This is a genomic window from Sphingobium scionense (genome assembly GCF_014197035.1).
GTDB lineage: Bacteria > Pseudomonadota > Alphaproteobacteria > Sphingomonadales > Sphingomonadaceae > Sphingobium > Sphingobium scionense.
On the sequence record NZ_JACIEU010000002.1, the window covers coordinates 235470 to 255683 of the forward strand.

Genomic DNA, 20214 nt, shown 5'->3' on the forward strand with positions numbered 1-20214 from the left:
GTGCTTATATCGCGAGTTCTGCGTCCATCGCGGCGAGGATCGGGGAAGCGCCCTGTTCGGCGAGGTCGCTATTGTGGCGGAACAGCGCGAAGAGTTCGCGGCCGGTGTCATAGGGCGGCGGCGGGGCGGCGGGAATGTCGCGCGCGTCCCAGGTGGCGGCATCGACCAGCGCCTCGACCTGGCCACTCTCCGCACAGACGCGGACGAGATCGCCATCGCGCAGCTTGCCGATCGGACCACCACCCAGCGCCTCGGGCGACAGGTGGATGGCGGCGGGCACCTTGCCCGAGGCGCCCGACATGCGGCCGTCGGTCAGCAGCGCGACCTTGAAGCCGCGATCCTGCAGCACGCCCAGCGCCGGGGTCAGCTTGTGCAGTTCGGGCATGCCGTTGGCGCGCGGGCCCTGGAAGCGGACGACGACGATCACGTCGCGTTCCAGTTCGCCCGCCTTGAAGGCGCGCAGCACATCGTCCTGATCGTGGAAGACCGCGGCCGGCGCCTCGATCGTCCAGCGTTCCTTGTCGACCGCGCTGACCTTCATCACGCAGCGGCCAAGATTGCCCTGGAGCAGCTTCATGCCGCCGTCAGGCTGGAACGGGTTGGAGGCCGGGCGCAGCATCGCCTCGTCGCGGCTGGCGGGGACGTCCTGCCACACCAGCGCCTCATCCTGTAGCACCGGTTCCTTGCCATAGTCGGTCAGATCCTGGCGCGCGACGGTCATGATGTCGCGGTGGAGCAGGCCGGCGTCGAGCAGTTCCCGGATGATGACGGCCATGCCGCCGGCCGCGTGGAAATGGTTCACGTCGCCCGATCCGTTGGGATAGACGCGCGCCAGCAGCGGCACCACGTCCGACAGTTCGGCAAAGTCGGTCCAGTCGATATGGATGCCGGCCGCGCGCGCGATAGCGGGTAGGTGGATCGCATGGTTGGTCGAACCGCCGGTGGCCATCAGGCCGATGATCGCGTTGACGATCGCCTTTTCATCGACGCAGTGGCCGAGCGGGCGATAGTCATTGCCGTCCCAGCCGATGTCGGCGATGCGATGGGTGGCGGCGCGGGTCAGTTCGCTGCGCAGTTTCGTGCCCGGATTGACGAAGGCGGCGCCGGGCATGTGCAGGCCCATGACTTCCATCATCATCTGGTTGGAATTGGCGGTGCCGTAGAAGGTGCAGGTGCCCGCGCCATGATAGGAGGCGCTTTCGCTTTCGAGCAGTTCGTCGCGCCCCACCTTGCCCTCGGCATAGAGCTGGCGGATGCGGACCTTTTCCTTGTTGGCGAGGCCCGAGGGCATCGGTCCGGCGGGGATCAGGATGGTCGGCAGATGGCCAAAGCGCAGCGCGCCGATCAACAGGCCCGGCACGATCTTGTCGCAGATGCCGAGCATCAGATTGCCTTCGAACATCGCATGGCTGAGCGATACGGCGGTGGAGAGCGCGATGGTGTCGCGGCTGAACAGGGAAAGGTCCATGCCGGCCTGGCCCTGGGTCACGCCGTCGCACATGGCGGGCACGCCGCCTGCCACCTGCGCCGTGGCGCCGATCTCGCGCGCGGCGATCTTGATCTGCTCGGGGTAGCGGCCATAGGGCTGATGCGCCGAAAGCATGTCGTTATAGGCCGTGATGATGCCGATGTTCATCGCCCGGCCAGTGCGGATGACAGCCTTGTCCTCGCCGCTGGCGGCAAAGCCATGGGCGAGGTTGCCGCACGACAGCTGGTCGCGGTTGGTGCCCGCATTGCGGCCCCGTTCGATCAGGTCGAGATATTTGAGGCGCGTCGCCGCACTGCGTTCGGTGATGCGGTCTGTGACCTTGGCGATCACGGGGTGAAGATCAGTCATGCCAGCTGGCTCCGTCGCGTTCGATAAGGGCAATGGCCGAGGACGGCCCCCAGTTCCCGGAGGAATAGGGCGACACCTTCATGTGGGCCTCCTTCCATCCGTCGATAATGGAATCGATCCAGGCCCATTGGGCTTCCACCTCGTCGCGGCGGACGAACAGGGTCTGGTTGCCGGCGAGCAGGTCGAGGATCAGCCGTTCATAGGCGATACGGCGACGCTGGCCGGCAAAGGCGGCGGTCAGCGACACGTCTAGCGTCACTTCCTCCAGATGGACCTGCTGTTCCAGGCCCGGCCGCTTCGACATGATGAGCAGGCGGATATATTCCTCCGGCTGCAGGCGGATGATCAGCGTATTGGGTTCGAGGCCCGATCCCCCACCAGAATGCTGGCCGTCGCGGCCGAAGATCGAATGACGGACCGGCTTGAACTGGATCATGATTTCCGACTGGCGCGCGGGCAGCCGCTTGCCGGTGCGCAGGTAGAAGGGCACGCCCTGCCAGCGCCAATTGTCGATATAGGCCTTCAATGCGACGAAGGTTTCGGTGTCGGACGGCTGGCCCAGTTCGTCGGCATAGCCGGTGACGATCTGGCCGCCGACGGCGCCGGGCGTATATTGGCCGCGCACGCTGTGGGTCTTGACCGTTTCGGCCGTCATCGGGCGCAGCGAACGCAGTGCCTTCACCTTTTCGTCGCGCACCGCGGTCGGGTCCATCCGCGCGGGCGGCTCCATGGTGATGATCGACAGGATCTGGAGGATATGGTTCTGCACCATGTCGCGCAGCGCGCCGACACCGTCATAATAGGAGACGCGGCCCTCCAGCCCGACGGTTTCGGCGACGGTGATCTGGACATGGTCGATGCCGGTCGCGTTCCACAGCGGTTCGAACATGAGATTGCCAAAGCGCAGGGCGAGCAGATTCTGGACGGTCTCCTTGCCCAGATAATGGTCGACGCGGAAAATCTGTTCTTCGGCGAAGAGGTGGCCGATACTGTCGTTCACCACCTTCGAGGATTCGAGATCCTTGCCGATCGGTTTTTCCATCGCGATCCGCGTCTTGGGCGTGATGAGGCCGGCGTCGGCCAGTCCCTGAGCGGTCGGGCCGAACAGTGAGGGCGGGGTCGAGAGATAGACGGAGATGCCGCGTTCCAGGCGTCCGTCTACCCGCTCGGCCAGTTCGGCGAAATGGGCGCCGTTGCTGGAGTCCACAGGTTGATAGATGATCATTGTGCGGAACCGCGTGGCGATGTCGCTATCATAGCGGTCGGCAGGCAGGAACTGCTTGAGCGCGGCGCACACTTCGTCGCGGAACGCCTCGTCCGCCATCTCGGTCCGGCCCGATGCGATGATCAGGAAGTCGTCGGGCAGCAAGTCGTCCGACAGAAGATTGTAGAGCGATGGGAAAATCATGCGCCGGGCGAGATCGCCGGTGGCACCGAACAACAGGAACGTGGCAGACGGTTCGGTCAAAGGACAGTCCTTCTCCGTTAGTTATCTATATCTGCACGATGCGGTCCTTATACCGGCCGTGCTTTGTTACGCAAGCAGGCTATAGGCAGGAAAATGATGCTGCAACTGCGAACGACTCGCGGTGGGGTCGGGCGGCCGAGAGCCGCGATCAACAGGCGGTGCGCAGGCCCCGGCGCCAGTTGAGGATGTGTGCGCCGGCCAGCAGGGCACTGCCGCCGACGGTCCAGATCGCTTCGCCGAGCGGGGTACGGGCGACCAGTGCGCCGACCGCCATCAGCGACAGGCCAGTCAGGCCGATGCCGAATGGCAGGGCGGCGCGGTGGCGGCGCCAGCCCTGCAACAGCGCGAACAGGCTGGTCGGCACGGCGATGGCGAGCATCAGTAGGTGGAAGGATTCGCCCGGATCAATCCGCGCAGCGATGGTCGGCAGCAAGGCGAAGAGCAGCGGCAGGCCGAGGCAATGGACGGTGCAGAGCGCGGAGGCGCAGACGGCGAAGCCGTCGAGCCAGGAGCGGGGGCGGCCGGCCGGGCCGTGGTCCGGCGCTTCGCAATGGGGCATGATTTTTCCTGAATGATATAATATTACATTTATTCCCCGCATATCGATATGGGGACATGGGAAGTCAAGGGCGAGGGCGGAATACGCTGTCGGAGCCATTGGTTTCCGGCCCGGAAAGCTCTTTTGTTTCAAGGCTGTCTTGCCGCGCCACGGCGCGCCGATTATCCCGTCCGCGGTCTTTGGGGGGAATATCGATGAAGCATGGAGTTGCGCGGCTGGCGTTGCTGGCGGGTGGGCTGGCGATGTTGGCGGCTTGCGGCGGTGGCGGGTCCGACAGCGCGGGCACTGCACCGCCGACGGCGACGCCAACGCCCACGCCGACCGCAAGCTGTTCGGTGCGGGAGCGGCAGGATTGGGCGGCGGCGACGCTCAAGGAATGGTATCTTTTCCCCGAAACCCTGCCGTCTGCGCTCAGCCCGGCCGGCTATGCCAGCGTCGACAGCTATATCGACGCGCTGACGCAGGGCGCGCGGTCGCAGCGGCGGGATCGCTATTTCACCTATCTCACCTCCATCAAGGCGGAGGATGCCTATTATCAGTCGGGGTCGAGTGCCGGTTTCGGCCTTCGCTTCGCGACCGACAGCGGGGCGACCCGCCTGTTCGTCATCGAATCGTTCGAGAACGGCCCGGCGCTGGCCGCCGGCATCGATCGCGGCGCGGAGATATTGGAGATCGGCACCAGCATCACCAACATGCGCAGCGTGTCGTCGCTGTTCGCGTCGGGCGGCGCCAATGCCGTGGCCGATGCGATGGGGCCGGACAGTGCCGGAACCACGCGGCTGCTGCGCATCGCCGACGCGAACAGCACCCGCACCGTATCCGTGACCAAGCGCGACTTCGACCTGATGCCGGTATCGAACCGCTATGGCGCGCGGGTGATCGACGATGGCGGCCGCCGTGTCGGCTATGTCAATCTGCGCACCTTCATCCTGTCGGCCGAACAGCCGCTGCGCGACGCCTTCGCCGGTTTCAAGGCGCAGGGCGTGACTGACATCATCCTCGACCTGCGCTATAATGGCGGCGGCCTTGTCTCGACCGCCAAGGTGCTGGGCGATCTGCTCGGCGCGAACCGGGCGCCCACCGACATCTTCATGCGCATGACCTATCGCACGGAAAAGAGCGGCCAGAACCAGACCCATTATTTCGAACCGCTGGCGCAGTCCGTTGCGCCCACCCGCATCGCCTTCATCGGCAGCGGCGGCACGGCATCGGCCAGCGAAGGCGTCATCAACGCCTTCATCCCCTTGCTCGGCACGCAGGCGGCGCTGATCGGCGCCAACACCTATGGCAAGCCGGTCGGGCAGATCGCGATCGATCGCGAGGCCTGTGACGACCGGTTGCGGGTGGTTGCCTTTGCGACCCAGAATGGCGCGGGCAACGCCGATTATTATGATGGGCTGGCGAGCAGCATGAAGGCCAGTTGCCAGGCGTGGGACGATATCAGCTATCCGCTGGGCGATCCGCGCGAGGCGGCGACCCGCCAGGCGCTGGACTTCATCGCCGGGCGTAGCTGCACGCCGATCGGCGGCGCGGTGGCGACGCTCAGCCGAAAGGCAGTGACGTCGCCGGTTTCCGCTCCGCGCGAATTGCTGGCGCCGCAGCGGCCCAATCCGGCCCAGCGCGAGGTGCCGGGTCTGTTTTGACCGACTGGCCGATCAGGCGGCAGCGCTGACTTCGCTCAGCGCTGCTTCTTGGTGATGGTCGCGGTGAAATCGGGATCCTTGTTCGCCACCCAGTCGACGAACTTGCGGATCGGCGGATGGAGCAGCAGGCCCTCCACGTCCATGCCGTGGCGCTGCAATTCGGAATTGGTGAAATTGGCGATCAGCGTCTGCTGACAGATGCCATGCATCGGCACGACGTCGCGGCCTCCCCGGCTCTTGGGAACGGGATGGTGCCACACGATGGTCGTGCCCGTTGGACGCCCGCACAGCCAGCAGGGCGGCGGAGGCGGCGCTTCCTCTTCCTCGCGATGCACATCTTCATAGGGGCCATGTTTGGAATATTTGCGGGCCATATCTCTGCCTGGATTGAAGGAAACTTTGGCCGCTCCCTATCGCAGCCGGCGCGGGAGCGCCACGGGGATCGTCATGGCCGCTTGACTCATTTCGATATTTAGCTAATTATCTCATCATGAGCCAGGTCTTCCGCGCCTTGTCCGATCCGACCCGTCGCCGGGTGCTGCAATTGCTGCGGCAGGGGCCGATGAGCGCGGGAGACCTGAGTGACCAGTTCGATGTCTCCAAACCGACCATGTCGGCGCATTTCGCGGTGCTGAAGGAGGCTGACCTGGTCCATGCGGAAAAGGCCGGCAAGTCGGTCATCTATCATCTCAAGCTGTCGGTGCTGGAAGAGGCGCTGCTGGGCTTCGCCCAGTCGTTCGGCATCGGTGTGGGGGCGCCGGATCAGCAACGGGAGAAGGCAGGATGGACAGGGAATTGAAGGCGGGCCTGCTCTGGGGTGGCGGTATCTTGCTGCTGGCGCTGGCCGCCAGCCAGGGGCGCAAGCTCGACTGGCTGGACGGTGACATGGTCACGCGGCTGGTGATCGGCGCCAACGGGGTGATGATCGCTTGGTATGGCAATCGCATGCCCAAGGCTTTCCTGCCGGACGCCTGCGCGCGGCAGATGGCGCGGGTCGGCGGCTGGTCGATGGCGCTCAGCGGCATCGTCTATGCCGGCTTCTGGGCGTTCGCGCCGATACCGGTGGCGGTCGTCGGCGGCTGCATCGCGGTGGGGGCGGGGATGGCCGTGACGATCGGCTACGGCCTCTCTCTGCGCGCCCGGCTGCGCGCCCGCCGCTAGGCCCTTGTTTCGCCTGCCTGGCGGCTTTGTTGCGGGAGTGATTTTGGGGGCTTTGCAGCCGGTTCGCGACCTGCTAGGTGCCCCCTTCCACGATCAGATGCGGGCGTGGTGAAACTGGTAGACGCGCCGGACTCAAAATCCGGTTCCGCAAGGAGTGTCGGTTCGATTCCGACCGCCCGCACCATCTTTGATTAGCCTCAGGCGCCGGCGCGGGCATCCGCCCGCTTGGCTTTCCTCGCATAAGCTCGGGCGGCCGCCATAATCATTTTGGCGCCCTTGCGGACCCTTTCGGATCCGTTATTTCTCTTTTCTTTGATCAGCGGTTTGGCTGGGCCTGGAACCAGGGGATCATTCGCGCGATCGCGTCCTCGACCCGGTCGGTCGAGACGGCAAAACTGAAGCGGATGAAGCGGTGGCCGTCGACCGGATCGAAATCGATCCCCGGCGCGGTGGCGACGCCGGTTTCGCGCAGCAGCTTCTGGCAGAAGGCCAGGCTGTCATTGGTGAGATGGCTGATATCGGCATAGATGTAGAAGGCGCCGTCGGGTGGGGCGATGCTGGCGAGGCCGAGCGCGGGCAGGGCGTCGAGCAGCAATTGCCGGTTGCGGCGATAGGTGTCGACATGGCCTTCAAGCTCATCGGTGCAGTCGAAGGCGGCAAGGCCGGCCTGCTGCGCCAGCACCGGGGGGGTGAGGAACAGATTGCCCATCCGCGCCCGCGCCGCGCCGATCAGGTCGGTGGGCACGACGATCCAGCCCAGCCGCCAGCCGGCCATGCTGAAATATTTGGAGAAGCTGTTTACGATCACCGCGTCGGGGGCAAATTCCAGCATCGACCGGGCCGGCTCGCCGAAGCTGAGGCCATGATAGATTTCGTCGGAGATGATGCGGATACCGCGGTCGGCGCAGACCCTGGCGATCGCCGCCAGTTCGTCGGCCGGGATGATCGTGCCGGTCGGGTTGGCCGGGCTGGCAAGGATCAGGCCGTCTGGCGCTGGATCGAGCGCGGCCAGCGCGTCGGCGCTGATCTGATAGCGTTCGGCCGGACCGCAGGCGATCTCGACCGGCTCCAGATAGAGTGCCTTGAGCGTATTGCGATAGGCGACATAGCCCGGCCGCGCGGTGGCGACGCGGGCGCCGGGCGCGAACAGGCTGGTGAGCGCCAGCACCAGACCGGGCGAGGCGCCGCAGGTCAGCAGCACCTGTTCAGGATCGACGGCGACATTGTGCCGATCGGCATAGAGGCGGGCGATCCGTTCCTTGAGCGCCGGGCTTTCCCAATAGCCCATCGGATCGGTGTCGAGCACCTCGTGCGCCAGCGCGATGGCGGCGGCGGGCGCGCCGGTCGAGGGCTGGCCGAATTCCATGTGCAGGATGGAGCGGCCCGCAGCCTTGAGGGCATGGGCTTCGCGGCTGATGGCGATGGCGTGGAAGGGATCGATCTGGGCAATCATGCGGGGTGCCTATTCTGTGCGGGCAACCATGTCCATGGCCGCTACGTTCTGTCTGGCATGAACCAAGCGCTGCTCACCGCCCTGCAATATTATGGTGCTGGCGCCGCCACGCTCGCGGCGCTGCTGGTGTCGCTGAACCTGGGAAGGCGGATCACCGGCTGGGCCTTTGTGCTGTTCGTCACCAGCTCCATCGCGCTGATCGGCTGGGGCTTCCTCGACAAGGATAGCGAGGGCATCGGCTGGCAGAATGTTGCTCTATTGGCGATCAACGGGGTTGGCGTGTGGCGCTATCTGATCTCGAAACATGCGCTGCGCGACCGATAATCCTCCCCTGCAAGGGGAGGTGGCGCGCGCGTAGCGCGTGACGGAGGGGTGTCGCCCTATCGCAAACGGGATACCCCTCCACCATTTGCTGCGCAAATGGTCCCCCTCCCCTTGCAGGGGAGGATGTTTTTAGGCTTCGGCGATCCAGACCTCGACCGGCACCTTGTCCTGCAGCAGGGCAAGGCGGATCGGCAGTTGCTCGACCGGGCCGCCGGCGAGAGCCTGGTCATAGATGGCCTTCTTGCCCGCGCCGCCGATCTGCAGGAAGATGTGGCGGCTTTGCAGGATCGCGTGCGCGGTCAGCGACAGGCGCTGGTGCGGCGCGACCGGCGGGGTGGCGGCGATGGTATAAGCCTGAGTGGAAAGCCCCTCGGCCAGTTCCTCGCCCTCCGGGAAGAGCGATGCGGTGTGGCCGTCATCGCCCATGCCCAGCAGGATGATGTCGAATGGCCAGGGCAAAGCGGCGACGTCCGCCTCGACCGCGCTCTGGCCGGCATAGGCGTCGGCGGCGCTGTTCTTCATCGGCACGAAGCGGGCGGCGGCGGCCGGACCCTGAAGCAGGGTTTCGCGCACCAGCCGTTCATTGCTGTCGGCGCTGACCGGATCGACCCAGCGTTCGTCGACCAGAGTGACGATCAGCCTGGTCCAGTCGAGCGGCACTTTCGACAGCGCTTCCAGCACCGGGCGGGGCGAGCGGCCGCCCGACACGGCCAGCGTCGCGACACCGCGCTGGGCGATCGCGTCCGACAACAGGGTGGCGATCCGGGCGGCGATATCGGTGGCGGCCTGCGCCCCGGTGGCGAAAAGATGTTCGGTCGGCATGGCTCTCACTCGACGATTTCTGGAAGGGTGCAGATGTCGATCCATTGCGCCCCGGTCAAGGCGGCAAGCCGGTCGGGCGTCAGTTCGACCGAGGCGGTGCGCGATCCCGCCGCCGGAAATACGGTGTCGAACGCCTGCAAGGAGGCATCGCAATAGACGGGCAGGGCGCTGGCGAGGCCGAAGGGGCAGACGCCGCCGACCGGATGGCCGGTAATCTCCTCCACCTCATGCGCGCCCAGCATGCGCGGCTTGGCGCCCAGCGCGGCCTTCGCCTTGCCATTGGACAGGCGCGCGTCGCCGCGCGCGCAGACCAGCACGACGCTGTCGCCGACGCGCAGCGACAAGGTCTTGGCAATGCGCGCGGGTTCGACGCCGAGCGCGGCCGCCGCCTCGATCACCGTTGCGGTGCTGACGCCCTGATCGATGATGACGACATCGGGGGCCTGCGCGGCGAAGAAGGCGCGGACGCTGGCTTCGCTCATGCCTTCTGCCTCATCCCTTTTGAATGTCGCTGAGCTTGCGTTCCCAGGCGAGCGCATGATCGACGATCTGGGTGAGATCGGCATAACGCGGCTGCCAGGGAAATTCGGCCATGAGCGCGCTATTGTCGGAAATCAGCGCATCGGGGTCGCCCGCACGGCGCCCTTCCAGTCGGCGCTCGATCGTCATGTTGGTGACCCTGTCGACCGCGTCCAGCACTTCGAGCACGGAGAAGCCCCGGCCATAGCCGCAATTGAGCATATAGTTGCGATCGGGATGGGCGATCAGCGCTTCGAGCGCCAGCACATGGGCGGCGGCCAGATCGCTGACATGGATATAGTCGCGCACGCCGGTGCCGTCGGGCGTGGCGAAATCGGTGCCGAAGACGCTGACATGGCTGCGCTTGCCCAGCGCCGCCTCGACCGCGACCTTGATCAGGTGGGTGGCGCCCGCCGTCGACTGGCCGGTGCGACCCTGCGGATCGGCGCCGGCGACGTTGAAATAGCGTAGCGCGCAGAAGTTCATGGCGTGGGCGGCGGCGACGTCGCGCAGCATATACTCCGTCATCAGCTTCGACATGCCATAGGGATTGATCGGCCGCTGCGGCGTCGTTTCCCTGACCGGGCTTTCCTCGGGGATGCCATAGGTGGCAGCGGTCGAGGAGAAGATGAAATGGGGCACGCCGACGGCGACCACGCTCTCCAGCAGGTCGCGGGTCTTGGCGCTGTTATTGTTATAATATTTGAGCGGGTTTTCGACCGATTCCGGCACCACTACCGATCCGGCGAAATGCATGATCGCCTGGACGCCATGCTCACGCAGCGTCGCCTGCACCAGCACCTGGTCGGCGATATCACCCTGCACGAAGGGGACATCCTGCGGCACGGCCCAACGGAAGCCGGTGACCAGATTGTCGATCACCACCACGCCATAGCCGGCATCCTTCAGCGCCAGCACCGCATGGCTGCCGATATAGCCGGCGCCGCCCGTGACCAGAACCGTTGGCTTGCTCATAAGAAAAAGGTCTCCCCGAATATGTCCAAGGAGACCTAATACAGAAGCGTTACGATTTACAAATCGCTCATGCTGCAGCGCGAGACGGAACGGGGCGATAGAAGGTCGCGCCGTTGGCCGCCATTTCCCGCAGTTGCGCCGTGGGGGCGAAGCGCGGGCCATGGGCGGCGGCCAGCCGGTCCAGCACGGCCACGACATGGGCGATGCCGACCGTGTCCATATGGCTGAACGGACCGCCGGTATAGGGCGCGAAGCCCCAGCCGAAGATCGCGCCGATATCGCCATCTTCCGGCGTTTCCAGCACGCCTTCCTCGAAGCAGCGGGCGCATTCGATCAGCTGGCGATAGAGGAGGCGTTCCTTGACTTCCTCGACGTCCGGCTGGGCGTCGGCGCGCGGGAACAGATCGCCCAGCACCGGCGAGAGATGCTTCTTGCCGCCTTCGGGATAGTCGTACCAGCCCTTGCCATTCTTGCGGCCCAGGCGATCGGCCTCGACCATCTTGAGCATGATGTCGTCCGACCCCTGGGGAACATAGGCATCGCCCAGTTCCTTCTTGGCCGCGGTCATGATCTTGACGCCCAGTTCGATCGATACCTCGTCGCTGACCGCCAGCGGGCCGGTCGGCATGCCAAGCTGCTTGCCGGCATTTTCGATGAGCGCCGGGTTGATGCCTTCGCCGACCAGCTCCGCGCCTTCCTGGACATAGGTGCCGAAGCTGCGCGAGGTGTAGAAGCCGCGGCTGTCATGGACGACGATCGGCGTCTTCTTGATCTGGGCAACGAAGTCGAGCGCCTTGGCGATCGCCGCCGGGCCGGTCTTCTCACCCAGGATGATTTCGACCAGCGGCATCTTCTCGACCGGCGAGAAGAAATGGACGCCGATGAAATTCTCGGGCTTGGACCAGGCATTGGCCAGCTTGGTGATCGGCAGGGTCGAGGTGTTGGAACCGAAGATGGTGTCGGCGCCGAGCACGGCTTCGACCTGCTTGGTGACTTCCGCCTTGATCGCGACATCCTCGAACACCGCCTCGATCACGAAGTCAGCGCCGGCAAGCGCGGCATAGTCGGTGGTCGGGGTGACGCGGGCCAGGGTGGCGGCCATCTTCTCGGGCGTCATGCCACGGCCCAGACGCTTGGAGAGGACCGCCTCGACATGGGCCTTGCCTTTTTCCGCATAGGCCTGGTCGCGGTCGAACAGCACCACGTCCATCCCGGCCTGCGCCGCGACGGTGGCGATGCCCGCGCCCATCATGCCGGCACCCAGCATGGCGAGCTTGGTGGTCGGCGCCTTGGCCTCGTCCTTGGGACGACGCGCGCCGCGTTCGGCCGCCTGCTTGTTGACGAACAGGGTGCGGATCATGTTCGACGCCTGAGGATCGGCGGCGACCTTGGCGAAATATTTGCTTTCGATCCGGATCGCCCGGTCCATCGGCAAGGTGATGCCCTCATAGACCGCCGACAGCAAAGCGATCGGCGCGTTCATGTTGCGCTGGGTCTGCTTGAGCGTCATCGGCAGGGCGCCGGCCATGGTCTGGACGAAGGCGGGGTTGAAGCCGCCGGCCCCGCCGGGCACCTTGAAGCCCTTGACGTCCCAGGGTTGGGTGCTGGCGGTCGGGTTGGCCTTGACCCAGTCCTTGGCAGCGGCGAGCGCCGTGCCCTGCGGCACCACGCCGTCCACGACCTTCAGCATCGCGGCTTCGGCCGGGCGGAACAACTTGCCCTGCAGCATATACATCAGCGACGCCTGCACGCCCATGATGCGCGGCAGGCGCTGCGAACCGCCGCCGCCGGGGAACAGGCCGATCAGGATCTCGGGCAGACCGAGCTGGGTCTTGGGGCTGTCACCGACGAAGCGGCGATGGCAGGCCAGCGCCAGTTCGAAGCCGCCGCCGACGCAGGTGCCCTCGATCGCGCAGGCGACCGGCTTGCCGGCGGTTTCCAGGCGACGGAACAGCTGGTTCAGCACGAACACATTGTCGAAGATCGCGGTGGGGGCGGGGCGCTGTCCATCGGCGCTGGCAAGCATCGACCCGAAATATTTCAGGTCCATGCCGGCCATGAAGCCGCTGTCCTTGCCCGATGCGATGACCGCGCCCTTGATGCCTTCTTCCGACGCGATGCGGGTGATGGCGGCGTCGAGATCGGCCAGGAAGTCGGGGCCGATGACGTTCATCGACTGGCCGGGCACGTCGATCGTCAGGGTGGCGATGCCGTCGGCATCGATGTCGAAGCGGATGGTTTCCATATGTGTCTCTCCTAAATCCGCCGCTTACACGCGCTCGATGATGATGCCGGTGCCCATGCCCGCGCCGACGCACAGGTTGATGAGCGCGGTGCCCTTGCCCGAGCGTTCCAGCTCATCGAGCGCGGTGCCCAGCACCATGGCGCCGGTGGCGCCCAGTGGATGGCCCATGGCGATCGCGCCGCCATTGACGTTGATCTTGCCGTGGTCGAGGTTCATCGCCTGCATGTAGCGCAGCACGACCGAGGCGAAGGCTTCGTTCAGTTCCCACAGGTCGATGTCGGCGGTGGTCATGCCGGCACGGGCCAGCAGCTTGCCGGCGACAAATTCCGGGCCGGTCAGCATGATCAGCGGTTCGGAGCCGATCGAGGCCATCGCCTTGATCTTCGCGCGCGGCTTCAGGCCGTATTTCTCGCCGATTTCCCTGTTGCCGACCAGCACGGCGGCGGCGCCATCGACGATGCCGCTGCTGTTGCCGGCATGATGGACATGGTTGACCTTTTCCAGCTCGGGATAGCGCAGCAGGGCGACCGTGTCGAAGCCGGGCATGTCCTCGCCCAGCGCCTGGAAGCTGGGCTTCAGGCTGCCGAGCGACTGCATCGTCGCGTCGGGGCGCATATGTTCGTCATGGTCGAGCGCGATGCCGCCGATCACGTCGCGGACCGGCACGATCGACTTCTTGAAGCGGCCTTCGTCCCAGGCGGCCTTGGCGCGGCGCTGGCTCTCGACGGCATAGGCGTCGACATCGTCGCGACTGATGCCGAACTTGGTGGCGATCACGTCGGCGCCGATGCCCTGGGGCGCGAAATAGGTCTTGTAGGCGACCGCCGGGTCCATTGCCCAGGCGCCGCCGTCCGATGCCATCGGCACGCGGCTCATCGATTCGACGCCGCCGCCGATCGCGAACATCGCTTCGCCCGAATAGACCTTGGCCGCCGCCATGTTCACCGCTTCCAGCCCCGATGCGCAGAAACGGTTGATCTGCACGCCCGGCACGGTCTGGGCATAATCGGCATTGAGCACGGCGACGCGCGCGATATCCGCGCCCTGTTCACCGACCGGACTGACGCAGCCCAGGATCACGTCGTCGACGTCGGCGGTGTCGATCTGGGTGCGGTCGCGCACCGCTTCGAGCATCTGCGTCGCAAGCTGGATGGGGGTGATGTCGTGGAGCGAACCGTCGCTCTTGCCCCGGCCACGGGGCGTGCGGACGGCGTCGTAGATATAGGCTTCCATGGTTCCTTTTCCCTCTCCGTTGGCGGCTTTTGGCGCACCGGAAGTGGCCCTGAATGTATTTACGTTTACGTAAAGTGCAAGCCCGAAATGGTCGGTTTCCGCCGACATGGCCTTGCCGTAAGGTCAGGTGCGGACCTGATGTGGGGCCGGATTTCAGCGGGGCAAGCGCCAGATGAAGATTGCGGTTATTTCCGACATCCACGGCAATATCGATGCGCTCGACGCCGTGCTGGCGGACGTGGCCGCACGCAATGTCGATCTATGTGTCAATCTCGGTGACATCCTGTCGGGGCCGCTCTTCCCCTGCGAGACCGCCGATCGGCTGATGGCGATGGACCTGCCGACGATCCGGGGCAATCATGAGCGGCAATTGCTGACGCTGGCGCCCGACCGGATGGGCGCGTCGGACCGGGCGACTCATGATCGGCTGGCGCCGCGCCATCGCGACTGGATCGCCGCCTTGCCCGAGACATTGTGGCTGACCGACGAGGTGCTGATGGTCCATGGCACGCCGGGCAGCGACCTCGACTATTGGCTCGAAACGATCGAGCCGACCGGCTTACGCGGCGCGACCGAGGCGGAGGTCGAGGCGCGGGCAGGGGGCGTTGTCGCGCCGCTGATCCTGTGCGGCCATACCCATGTGCCGCGCATCCATCGTCGCGCCGATGGTGGGCTGATCGTCAATCCGGGCAGCGTCGGCCTGCCGGCCTATGACGATGATCGTCCCTGGCCGCACAAGGTGGAGACCGGATCGCCCGAGGCCCGCTATGCGCTGGTCGAGCGGACGGCTGACGATTGGCATGCGGAGATCGTCCTGGTCACCTATGACGTCGAACGTGCCGCCGTCACGGCCGATGCACGGGGACGGCCCGACTGGGGCCGGGCGCTGCGCACCGGACGGATATGAACCAAAGGTCGAGTCGCGGGTTTGACCGACGTTCCTAAATCCGCTTGATGGTTTGCGTGCCTGACACCGAGTCCCCCCAGCCTTCCTCGCCCTTTGCCATTCCCATCTTTCGCGCGATCTGGATCGCGAGCCTGGCGTCCAATTTCGGCGGGTTGATCCAGTCGGTCGGTGCGGCCTGGATGATGACCTCTCTGTCCGCCTCACCGGTGCTGGTGGCGCTGGTGCCGGCGTCGACGACGCTGCCGATCATGCTGCTCTCGCTCTGGGCCGGCGCGGTCGCCGACAATCTGGATCGGCGCAAGGTTATGATGGCCTGCCAGATCGTCATGCTGCTGGTGTCGACGGCGCTTGCGCTGGTCGCCTGGCTCGGCGCGCTGACGCCCTGGACCTTGTTGGGCTTCACCTTCCTCATCGGCTGCGCAACGGCGGTCAACGGTCCGGCCTGGCAGGCGTCGGTCGGCGACATGGTGCCGCGCGCCGTGCTGCCCAGTGCCGTCGCGATGAACAGCATGGGTTTCAATCTGGCGCGCAGCACCGGCCCAGCGCTGGGCGGCGTGATCGTCGCGGCGGCGGGGGCGGCAGCGGCGTTTCTCGCCAATGCGGTCAGCTATATCGGCCTGGTCGCGGTGCTGGCGCGTTGGCGGCCGGAATTGCCACCCAAGCTGCTTCCGCGCGAGCGGCTGGGCGTCGCGATGTGGGCCGGACTCGGTTATGTCTCCATGTCGCCCAATATCCAGTTGGTGCTGCTGCGTGGCGGGGCCTTTGGCATCGGGGCGAGTGCGGTGTCGGCGCTGATGCCACTGGTGGCGCGCGATGTGCTCGGCGGCGGCGCACTGACCTTCGGTTTAACCAGCGGCGCCTTTGGCGTCGGGGCGGTGGCAGGGGCTTTGTCGACCCGGCGATTGCGGACGCGCTTTTCGATCGAGACGATCGTTCGGTCGGCAGCGCTGTCGCTGGCGGCGGGTACGGCTATCACCGCCATGTCCGGCTATCTGGCGCTGGCGCTGCTGGGCTATTTGCTGGCGGGCGCTGGCTGGGTCATGGCGCTGTCGACCTTCAACGTCTCCGTGCAGATGTCGGCGCCGCGCTGGGTCGTCGCCCGCGCCGTCGCCATTTACCAGATGACCGCTTTCGGCGGCATGGCGATCGGCGCCTGGCTGTTCGGCAATCTGGCCGAAGGCCATGGCGTCGATGTCGCGCTTTACGTCTCGGCCGCCGTCCAGTTTTTTGCCGCCATGATCGGCCTGGTCCGACCGCTGCCGCAGATCGGCGAGGATAATCTGGACCTGCAGAACCGCTGGCGCGAGCCGGAAACGGCGGTGCCGGTAGAGCCGCGCAGCGGCCCGGTGGTCGTGACGATCGAATATCGCATTCCGGCCGGATCGGTCGTGCCGTTCCTGAGCGCGATGAGCGAGCGCCGCCGCATCCGCAAGCGGGACGGCGCACATGGCTGGTCGCTGATGCGCGACTTGGGCGATCCGGAACTCTGGGTCGAGCGCTATCATGTGTCGACCTGGCTCGACTATGTCCGCCATAACCAGCGGCGCACCATCGCCGACGTCACCAATAGTGAGACGATCCACGCGCTGCACAGCGGGGGCAAGGCGCCGGTGGTGCATCGCATGCTGGAACGCCAGACCGGATCGCTGCCGCTCAGTCGTGCTCCTGATCCGCGAGAAATGGGCGACGGTCTGACCGATCCGACGCGATCGACCTGAAGCGGGGCAAGGCAAAGCGGCTTCGCCTGCTCTTTTTGTGCCTCAGGTCGGTGTCACCGGGGGGCGGCCAAGATCCTCCGGCGTGTCGATGTCGTGCAGCACATTGCCGATCGTTTCGATCTGGATGCCGTGGCTCAGCAGCGCGCGCGCGCCCTGGTCGCCTTTGAGCGCCAGCAGTTCGGGGAAATGCTTGCGCCCGATGAAGGCGGGCGGGGTTGAGGAAAAGCCATCGGTGCTGGCGACGACCGAGCGGATATCCTCCGCCGCCATGCAGATATGGTTATAATGGGTCTGCGGCACGTCGGGCATGTCGGCCAGGCAGATCAGGATGCCGCGTACCTTGCGCTTGTCCATGAGATGCTCGACCGCCAGGCGGATGCTGCTCGAAATCCCTTCCTCGGGATGGGCATTGACCAGGATGTCATAGCCGCGCCGATCGAGCTTGCGGTGCAGCACCGGCGCAAATTCGATCGGCCGGACGACGGCGACCAGTTCGGCAAAGGCCATGGACGCGACCGTTTCCAGCGTGTGCGCGGCGACCGGCTTGCCGCGCAGGTCGGCCATCAGCTTGTCTTCCTCGCCGAAGCGTGTGGACATGCCGGCTGCCAGCAGGACGGCGGCGATGCGTTCAGTGCGCATGATCGTGCGATTGTAATGACATTTTTCTGTGGTGCGTTCCCGTTGCCCTGTGATTTGCCACCACAGCGATGTTGTGTCCAGCCGGGGCAAAAGGGCTGGTCAGACGGACCCGCAGTCGCCATATGCCGGGGCCAACAATTATGGAGTGGCCCAGTTCATGGCATATGATCCCGATGCGGAAACCGTAGGCGAAGGCTCGAAGGAGCCGGTCCCGGCCGAAGTGTCGGAGGCGATCCGCACCCTCATCCGCTGGTCGGGCGATGCGCCGGAGCGCGAAGGGCTGATGGAAACGCCCGAGCGTGTGGCGCGCGCCTGGCGCGAATATTGCCGCGGCTATAATGACGATCCGGCCTATCACCTCTCGCGTATCTTCCACGAGGTGGGGGGCTATGACGATGTCGTGCTCTTGAAGGACATCCCGTTCCAGTCGCATTGCGAACATCATATGGCGCCGATCGTCGGTCGCGCGCATATTGCCTATCTGCCCGGCGACTATGTGGTCGGCATTTCCAAGCTGGCCCGTGTGCTGCACGCCTATGCCAACCGGCTGCAGGTGCAGGAACGACTGACCTCCGAAGTTGCCAACTGCATCTGGGAAAACCTCAAGCCCCAAGGCGTCGCCGTGGTGATCGAGGCGACCCATGGCTGCATGACCGGGCGTGGCGTGCGCACTCCGAACGTCATCATGAAGACCAGCCGCATGCTCGGCGTCTTCCGCGACGACGAGAAGTCGCGCGAGGAAGTGCTGAAGCTCATCGCCTCGTGAGTGAAGGGGTGAGCGAACAGGAGGAAGTCGCGGAGCCCGCCTATCGCCCGATCGGCGGCACTAAGAAGGATGGGGGGGCGACCGGCCCCTTGCCGCTCGCCTCGCGCCGGCTGGCGCTGGTGACCGGCGGTCATCGGCGGCTGGGCGGCATCATTTCGGCAGCGCTGGCGAAGGCCGGCTATTCGCTTGCCATCCACGGTAGCCATGACACGCGGCTCGATTCCCATCTGGCGCTTGCGCTGGAGGAAAATGGCGCGGAATGGGAAGGCTTCGTCGTCGATTTCGCTGATCCCGAAGCGGCCGAGGAACTGGTCGCGCAGGTTGCCGAGCGCTTTGGCCGGCCGCCCGACCTGCTGGTCAACAGCGCCGCGATCTTTGGTCAGGACCGGATCGACAGCGTGACAGCCGACGATCTGATGCGCCATTATGCGGTCAATTGCGCCGCGCCCACGATGCTGACCAAGGCGTTCGCGACTGTGCCGGCCGGGACGGGCGATCGCTGCATCGTCAATATCCTCGACCAGCGGATCGACCATCCCCATGGCGACCAGTTGGCCTATACCCTGTCCAAGCTGGCGCTCGCCGGCCTGACGAAAACGGCGGCCAGCAGCCTGGCGCCGCAGGTGCGCGTCAATGCAGTGGCGCCGGGCCTCACCATCGCCACGCCCGATTATGATGCGGATCAGATGGCGCGGCTGGAGCAGCTGATGCCGCTCGGCCGGCTGCCGCAGGCAGAGCAGATCGCGCAGGCGGTGCTCTATCTGGCCGGGGCGACGGCGGTGACGGGCCAGACCCTCTATGTCGATGGCGGCGCCCATATGCGCAGCTATGATCAGGATTTCATGCATCTTTGACGATAGGATCGGCAAAATCGCCGCGTCGCAATGACTGGCGATCCGTTTTTGGCCGACATAGATCGGCGCTGACAGCTTAGGGAGACGGCAATGGCATATGAAACGATCCTGGTGGAACAGCGGGACGCGGTGACGCTGATCACGCTCAACCGGCCGCAGGCGCTCAACGCGCTCAACAGCCAGGTGCTGGCGGATTTGGGAGCGGCCTTTGCCGCCTATGATGCCGACCCGACCCAGCATTGCGCGGTGCTGACCGGCAGCGAGAAGGCCTTTGCCGCCGGCGCCGACATCAAGGAGATGGTCGACAAGGAAGCGGCCGACTTCTTCCTGCAGGATTTCTTCTCCGACTGGCAGACCAAGGTGGTCGCCACCCGCAAGCCGTGGATCGCGGCGGTGGCCGGCTTTGCGCTGGGCGGCGGGTGCGAGCTGGCGATGATGGCCGACTTCATCCTGGCAGCCGATACCGCCAGGTTCGGCCAGCCCGAGGTGAAGCTGGGCGTGGCGCCGGGCATGGGTGGGTCGCAGCGCCTGACCCGTGCCGTCGGCAAGGCCAAGGCGATGGAAATGTGCCTGACCGGTCGGATGATGGGGGCTGAAGAAGCCGAGCGTGCGGGGCTGGTGGCGCGGATCGTGCCGGCGGCCGAGTTGCTCGATGATGCGCTCAAGACGGCAGCGGCGATTGCCGCGATGCCGCCGATGGCGGCGATGGTGAACAAGGAAATGGTCAACATAGCCTTCGAGACCAACCTGGCCCAGGGCATCCTGACCGAACGCCGCCTGTTCCAGATACTGACCGCCACGCAGGACAAGAAGGAAGGCATGACCGCCTTCGTCGAGAAGCGTCCGGGCGTCTGGAAAGGGCGATAAAGACCTAAAAAACGATCCTCTCCGGAAAGGAGAGGGTATGCGATTTTTCGATCCTCTCCAGGCCAGGCCTGGGGAGGATTTTTTGTGCGCGTGTGCGAGGAAGCGGGCATTGATTGAGCAATCTCAATACTTTGAGATGTCTCGTTCTGGTTAGGAAATCATCATAAGCGCGTGGTGGATTTTCCCGAAGGGCTCGTTTCAGATGACAAATGGATGACATGATC

The 20214-nt window shown here is 65.3% G+C and carries 20 protein-coding genes and 1 tRNA gene; 10 read left to right on the top strand and 11 right to left on the bottom strand.

The features are described 5' to 3' along the window. Window positions 1-4: 4 nt before the first annotated feature. The 3 genes from edd to GGQ90_RS03025 form a co-directional block, all read right to left on the bottom strand. Entirely contained in the window at window positions 5-1837 is a 1833-nt protein-coding gene (gene edd / locus GGQ90_RS03015; RefSeq protein ID WP_188080760.1) for a phosphogluconate dehydratase, read from the bottom strand. After that, window positions 1830-3305, bottom strand: a complete 1476-nt coding sequence (zwf, locus tag GGQ90_RS03020; protein ID WP_188080761.1) for a glucose-6-phosphate dehydrogenase — start codon at window positions 3303-3305, stop codon at window positions 1830-1832. Before zwf ends, edd begins: the two co-directional genes overlap by 8 nt. Before the next feature lie 148 nt (window positions 3306-3453). Further along, a complete protein-coding gene (locus tag GGQ90_RS03025) occupies window positions 3454-3864 on the bottom strand; it encodes a MerC domain-containing protein (protein WP_188080762.1) in 411 nt (136 codons plus the stop codon). Between the two features lie 194 nt (window positions 3865-4058). On the opposite strand from GGQ90_RS03025, the gene GGQ90_RS03030 reads away from it, so the two are divergent. Next, a complete protein-coding gene (locus GGQ90_RS03030; protein WP_188080763.1) occupies window positions 4059-5507 on the top strand; it encodes a S41 family peptidase in 1449 nt (482 codons plus the stop codon). Window positions 5508-5542: 35 nt separating this feature from the next. Here the strand turns inward: GGQ90_RS03030 and GGQ90_RS03035 are convergent, their stop codons facing one another. Beyond that, window positions 5543-5881, bottom strand: coding sequence for a hypothetical protein (locus tag GGQ90_RS03035; RefSeq protein ID WP_010337980.1), 339 nt, complete (start codon window positions 5879-5881; stop codon window positions 5543-5545). 116 nt (window positions 5882-5997) lie between these two features. Here GGQ90_RS03035 and GGQ90_RS03040 point away from each other — a divergent pair, with 116 nt between their 5' ends. From GGQ90_RS03040 to GGQ90_RS03050, 3 genes are all read left to right on the top strand, one after another. Further along, window positions 5998-6306, top strand: a complete 309-nt coding sequence (locus GGQ90_RS03040) for an autorepressor SdpR family transcription factor (RefSeq protein WP_188080764.1) — start codon at window positions 5998-6000, stop codon at window positions 6304-6306. After that, window positions 6291-6668, top strand: coding sequence for an ammonium transporter (locus GGQ90_RS03045; RefSeq protein ID WP_246428103.1), 378 nt, complete (start codon window positions 6291-6293; stop codon window positions 6666-6668). The genes GGQ90_RS03040 and GGQ90_RS03045 overlap by 16 nt, the downstream gene beginning before the upstream one ends. A gap of 99 nt (window positions 6669-6767) precedes the next feature. Further along, window positions 6768-6852 (top strand) — tRNA-Leu (locus tag GGQ90_RS03050). A 132-nt stretch (window positions 6853-6984) separates the two neighbouring features. Here GGQ90_RS03050 and GGQ90_RS03055 read toward each other — a convergent pair. Further along, window positions 6985-8121 carry an aminotransferase class I/II-fold pyridoxal phosphate-dependent enzyme gene (locus tag GGQ90_RS03055; RefSeq protein ID WP_188080765.1) on the bottom strand — a complete coding sequence of 379 codons (1137 nt, stop codon included), beginning with the start codon at window positions 8119-8121 and terminating at the stop codon, window positions 6985-6987. Window positions 8122-8178: 57 nt separating this feature from the next. Between GGQ90_RS03055 and GGQ90_RS03060 the strand changes: the two genes are divergently transcribed. Further along, complete coding sequence (locus GGQ90_RS03060; protein ID WP_188080876.1) at window positions 8179-8445, top strand: hypothetical protein; 267 nt, start codon at window positions 8179-8181, stop codon at window positions 8443-8445. A 129-nt stretch (window positions 8446-8574) separates the two neighbouring features. Here GGQ90_RS03060 and pgl read toward each other — a convergent pair whose 3' ends face one another. The 5 genes from pgl to GGQ90_RS03085 all read right to left on the bottom strand — a co-directional run bounded on the left by pgl (window position 8575) and on the right by GGQ90_RS03085 (window position 14239). Then, the gene (gene pgl, locus GGQ90_RS03065) at window positions 8575-9267 is read right to left on the bottom strand and encodes a 6-phosphogluconolactonase (protein WP_188080766.1); all 693 of its coding nucleotides are present in this window, start codon (window positions 9265-9267) and stop codon (window positions 8575-8577) included. Between the two features lie 5 nt (window positions 9268-9272). Then, window positions 9273-9749: a YbaK/EbsC family protein gene (locus GGQ90_RS03070; RefSeq protein WP_188080767.1), complete on the bottom strand. Its 477-nt coding sequence runs from the start codon at window positions 9747-9749 to the stop codon at window positions 9273-9275. A 10-nt stretch (window positions 9750-9759) separates the two neighbouring features. Next, entirely contained in the window at window positions 9760-10761 is a 1002-nt protein-coding gene (gene galE / locus GGQ90_RS03075) for a UDP-glucose 4-epimerase GalE (RefSeq protein ID WP_188080768.1), read from the bottom strand. A gap of 67 nt (window positions 10762-10828) precedes the next feature. Next, window positions 10829-13006 carry a 3-hydroxyacyl-CoA dehydrogenase NAD-binding domain-containing protein gene (locus tag GGQ90_RS03080; RefSeq protein ID WP_188080769.1) on the bottom strand — a complete coding sequence of 726 codons (2178 nt, stop codon included), beginning with the start codon at window positions 13004-13006 and terminating at the stop codon, window positions 10829-10831. A gap of 24 nt (window positions 13007-13030) precedes the next feature. Next, the gene (locus tag GGQ90_RS03085) at window positions 13031-14239 is read right to left on the bottom strand and encodes an acetyl-CoA C-acetyltransferase (RefSeq protein WP_188080770.1); all 1209 of its coding nucleotides are present in this window, start codon (window positions 14237-14239) and stop codon (window positions 13031-13033) included. 172 nt (window positions 14240-14411) lie between these two features. Here GGQ90_RS03085 and GGQ90_RS03090 point away from each other — a divergent pair, with 172 nt between their 5' ends. Both GGQ90_RS03090 and GGQ90_RS03095 read left to right on the top strand, forming a co-directional pair. Further along, on the top strand, window positions 14412-15146 hold the full coding sequence (locus GGQ90_RS03090; protein ID WP_188080771.1) for a metallophosphoesterase family protein: 735 nt from the start codon (window positions 14412-14414) through the stop codon (window positions 15144-15146). A 47-nt stretch (window positions 15147-15193) separates the two neighbouring features. After that, complete coding sequence (locus tag GGQ90_RS03095) at window positions 15194-16864, top strand: MFS transporter (RefSeq protein WP_188080772.1); 1671 nt, start codon at window positions 15194-15196, stop codon at window positions 16862-16864. A gap of 42 nt (window positions 16865-16906) precedes the next feature. On the opposite strand, the gene GGQ90_RS03100 is transcribed toward GGQ90_RS03095, so the two are convergent. Continuing rightward, a complete protein-coding gene (locus GGQ90_RS03100; protein ID WP_188080773.1) occupies window positions 16907-17503 on the bottom strand; it encodes a nucleotidyltransferase family protein in 597 nt (198 codons plus the stop codon). 157 nt (window positions 17504-17660) lie between these two features. Between GGQ90_RS03100 and folE the strand changes: the two genes are divergently transcribed. From folE to GGQ90_RS03115, 3 genes are all read left to right on the top strand, one after another. Further along, window positions 17661-18269, top strand: coding sequence for a GTP cyclohydrolase I FolE (gene folE, locus GGQ90_RS03105; RefSeq protein WP_188080774.1), 609 nt, complete (start codon window positions 17661-17663; stop codon window positions 18267-18269). A gap of 8 nt (window positions 18270-18277) precedes the next feature. Continuing rightward, a complete protein-coding gene (locus GGQ90_RS03110; RefSeq protein ID WP_188080775.1) occupies window positions 18278-19123 on the top strand; it encodes an SDR family oxidoreductase in 846 nt (281 codons plus the stop codon). A gap of 90 nt (window positions 19124-19213) precedes the next feature. Then, window positions 19214-19990, top strand: coding sequence for an enoyl-CoA hydratase-related protein (locus GGQ90_RS03115; RefSeq protein ID WP_188080776.1), 777 nt, complete (start codon window positions 19214-19216; stop codon window positions 19988-19990). Window positions 19991-20214 lie beyond the last annotated feature (224 nt).

What these genes read in the sequence shown, in the direction of transcription:
- edd (WP_188080760.1), bottom strand. Translation starts at nt 1,837, where the DNA reads ATGACTGATCTTCACCCCGTGATCGCCAAGGTCACAGACCGCATCACC.
- GGQ90_RS03025 (WP_188080762.1), bottom strand. Translation starts at nt 3,864, where the DNA reads ATGCCCCATTGCGAAGCGCCGGACCACGGCCCGGCCGGCCGCCCCCGC.
- GGQ90_RS03030 (WP_188080763.1), top strand. Translation starts at nt 4,059, where the DNA reads ATGAAGCATGGAGTTGCGCGGCTGGCGTTGCTGGCGGGTGGGCTGGCG.
- GGQ90_RS03035 (WP_010337980.1), bottom strand. Translation starts at nt 5,881, where the DNA reads ATGGCCCGCAAATATTCCAAACATGGCCCCTATGAAGATGTGCATCGC.
- GGQ90_RS03040 (WP_188080764.1), top strand. Translation starts at nt 5,998, where the DNA reads ATGAGCCAGGTCTTCCGCGCCTTGTCCGATCCGACCCGTCGCCGGGTG.
- GGQ90_RS03045 (WP_246428103.1), top strand. Translation starts at nt 6,291, where the DNA reads ATGGACAGGGAATTGAAGGCGGGCCTGCTCTGGGGTGGCGGTATCTTG.
- GGQ90_RS03055 (WP_188080765.1), bottom strand. Translation starts at nt 8,121, where the DNA reads ATGATTGCCCAGATCGATCCCTTCCACGCCATCGCCATCAGCCGCGAA.
- GGQ90_RS03060 (WP_188080876.1), top strand. Translation starts at nt 8,179, where the DNA reads ATGAACCAAGCGCTGCTCACCGCCCTGCAATATTATGGTGCTGGCGCC.
- pgl (WP_188080766.1), bottom strand. Translation starts at nt 9,267, where the DNA reads ATGCCGACCGAACATCTTTTCGCCACCGGGGCGCAGGCCGCCACCGAT.
- GGQ90_RS03070 (WP_188080767.1), bottom strand. Translation starts at nt 9,749, where the DNA reads ATGAGCGAAGCCAGCGTCCGCGCCTTCTTCGCCGCGCAGGCCCCCGAT.
- galE (WP_188080768.1), bottom strand. Translation starts at nt 10,761, where the DNA reads ATGAGCAAGCCAACGGTTCTGGTCACGGGCGGCGCCGGCTATATCGGC.
- GGQ90_RS03080 (WP_188080769.1), bottom strand. Translation starts at nt 13,006, where the DNA reads ATGGAAACCATCCGCTTCGACATCGATGCCGACGGCATCGCCACCCTG.
- GGQ90_RS03085 (WP_188080770.1), bottom strand. Translation starts at nt 14,239, where the DNA reads ATGGAAGCCTATATCTACGACGCCGTCCGCACGCCCCGTGGCCGGGGC.
- GGQ90_RS03090 (WP_188080771.1), top strand. Translation starts at nt 14,412, where the DNA reads ATGAAGATTGCGGTTATTTCCGACATCCACGGCAATATCGATGCGCTC.
- GGQ90_RS03095 (WP_188080772.1), top strand. Translation starts at nt 15,194, where the DNA reads ATGGTTTGCGTGCCTGACACCGAGTCCCCCCAGCCTTCCTCGCCCTTT.
- GGQ90_RS03100 (WP_188080773.1), bottom strand. Translation starts at nt 17,503, where the DNA reads ATGCGCACTGAACGCATCGCCGCCGTCCTGCTGGCAGCCGGCATGTCC.
- folE (WP_188080774.1), top strand. Translation starts at nt 17,661, where the DNA reads ATGGCATATGATCCCGATGCGGAAACCGTAGGCGAAGGCTCGAAGGAG.
- GGQ90_RS03115 (WP_188080776.1), top strand. Translation starts at nt 19,214, where the DNA reads ATGGCATATGAAACGATCCTGGTGGAACAGCGGGACGCGGTGACGCTG.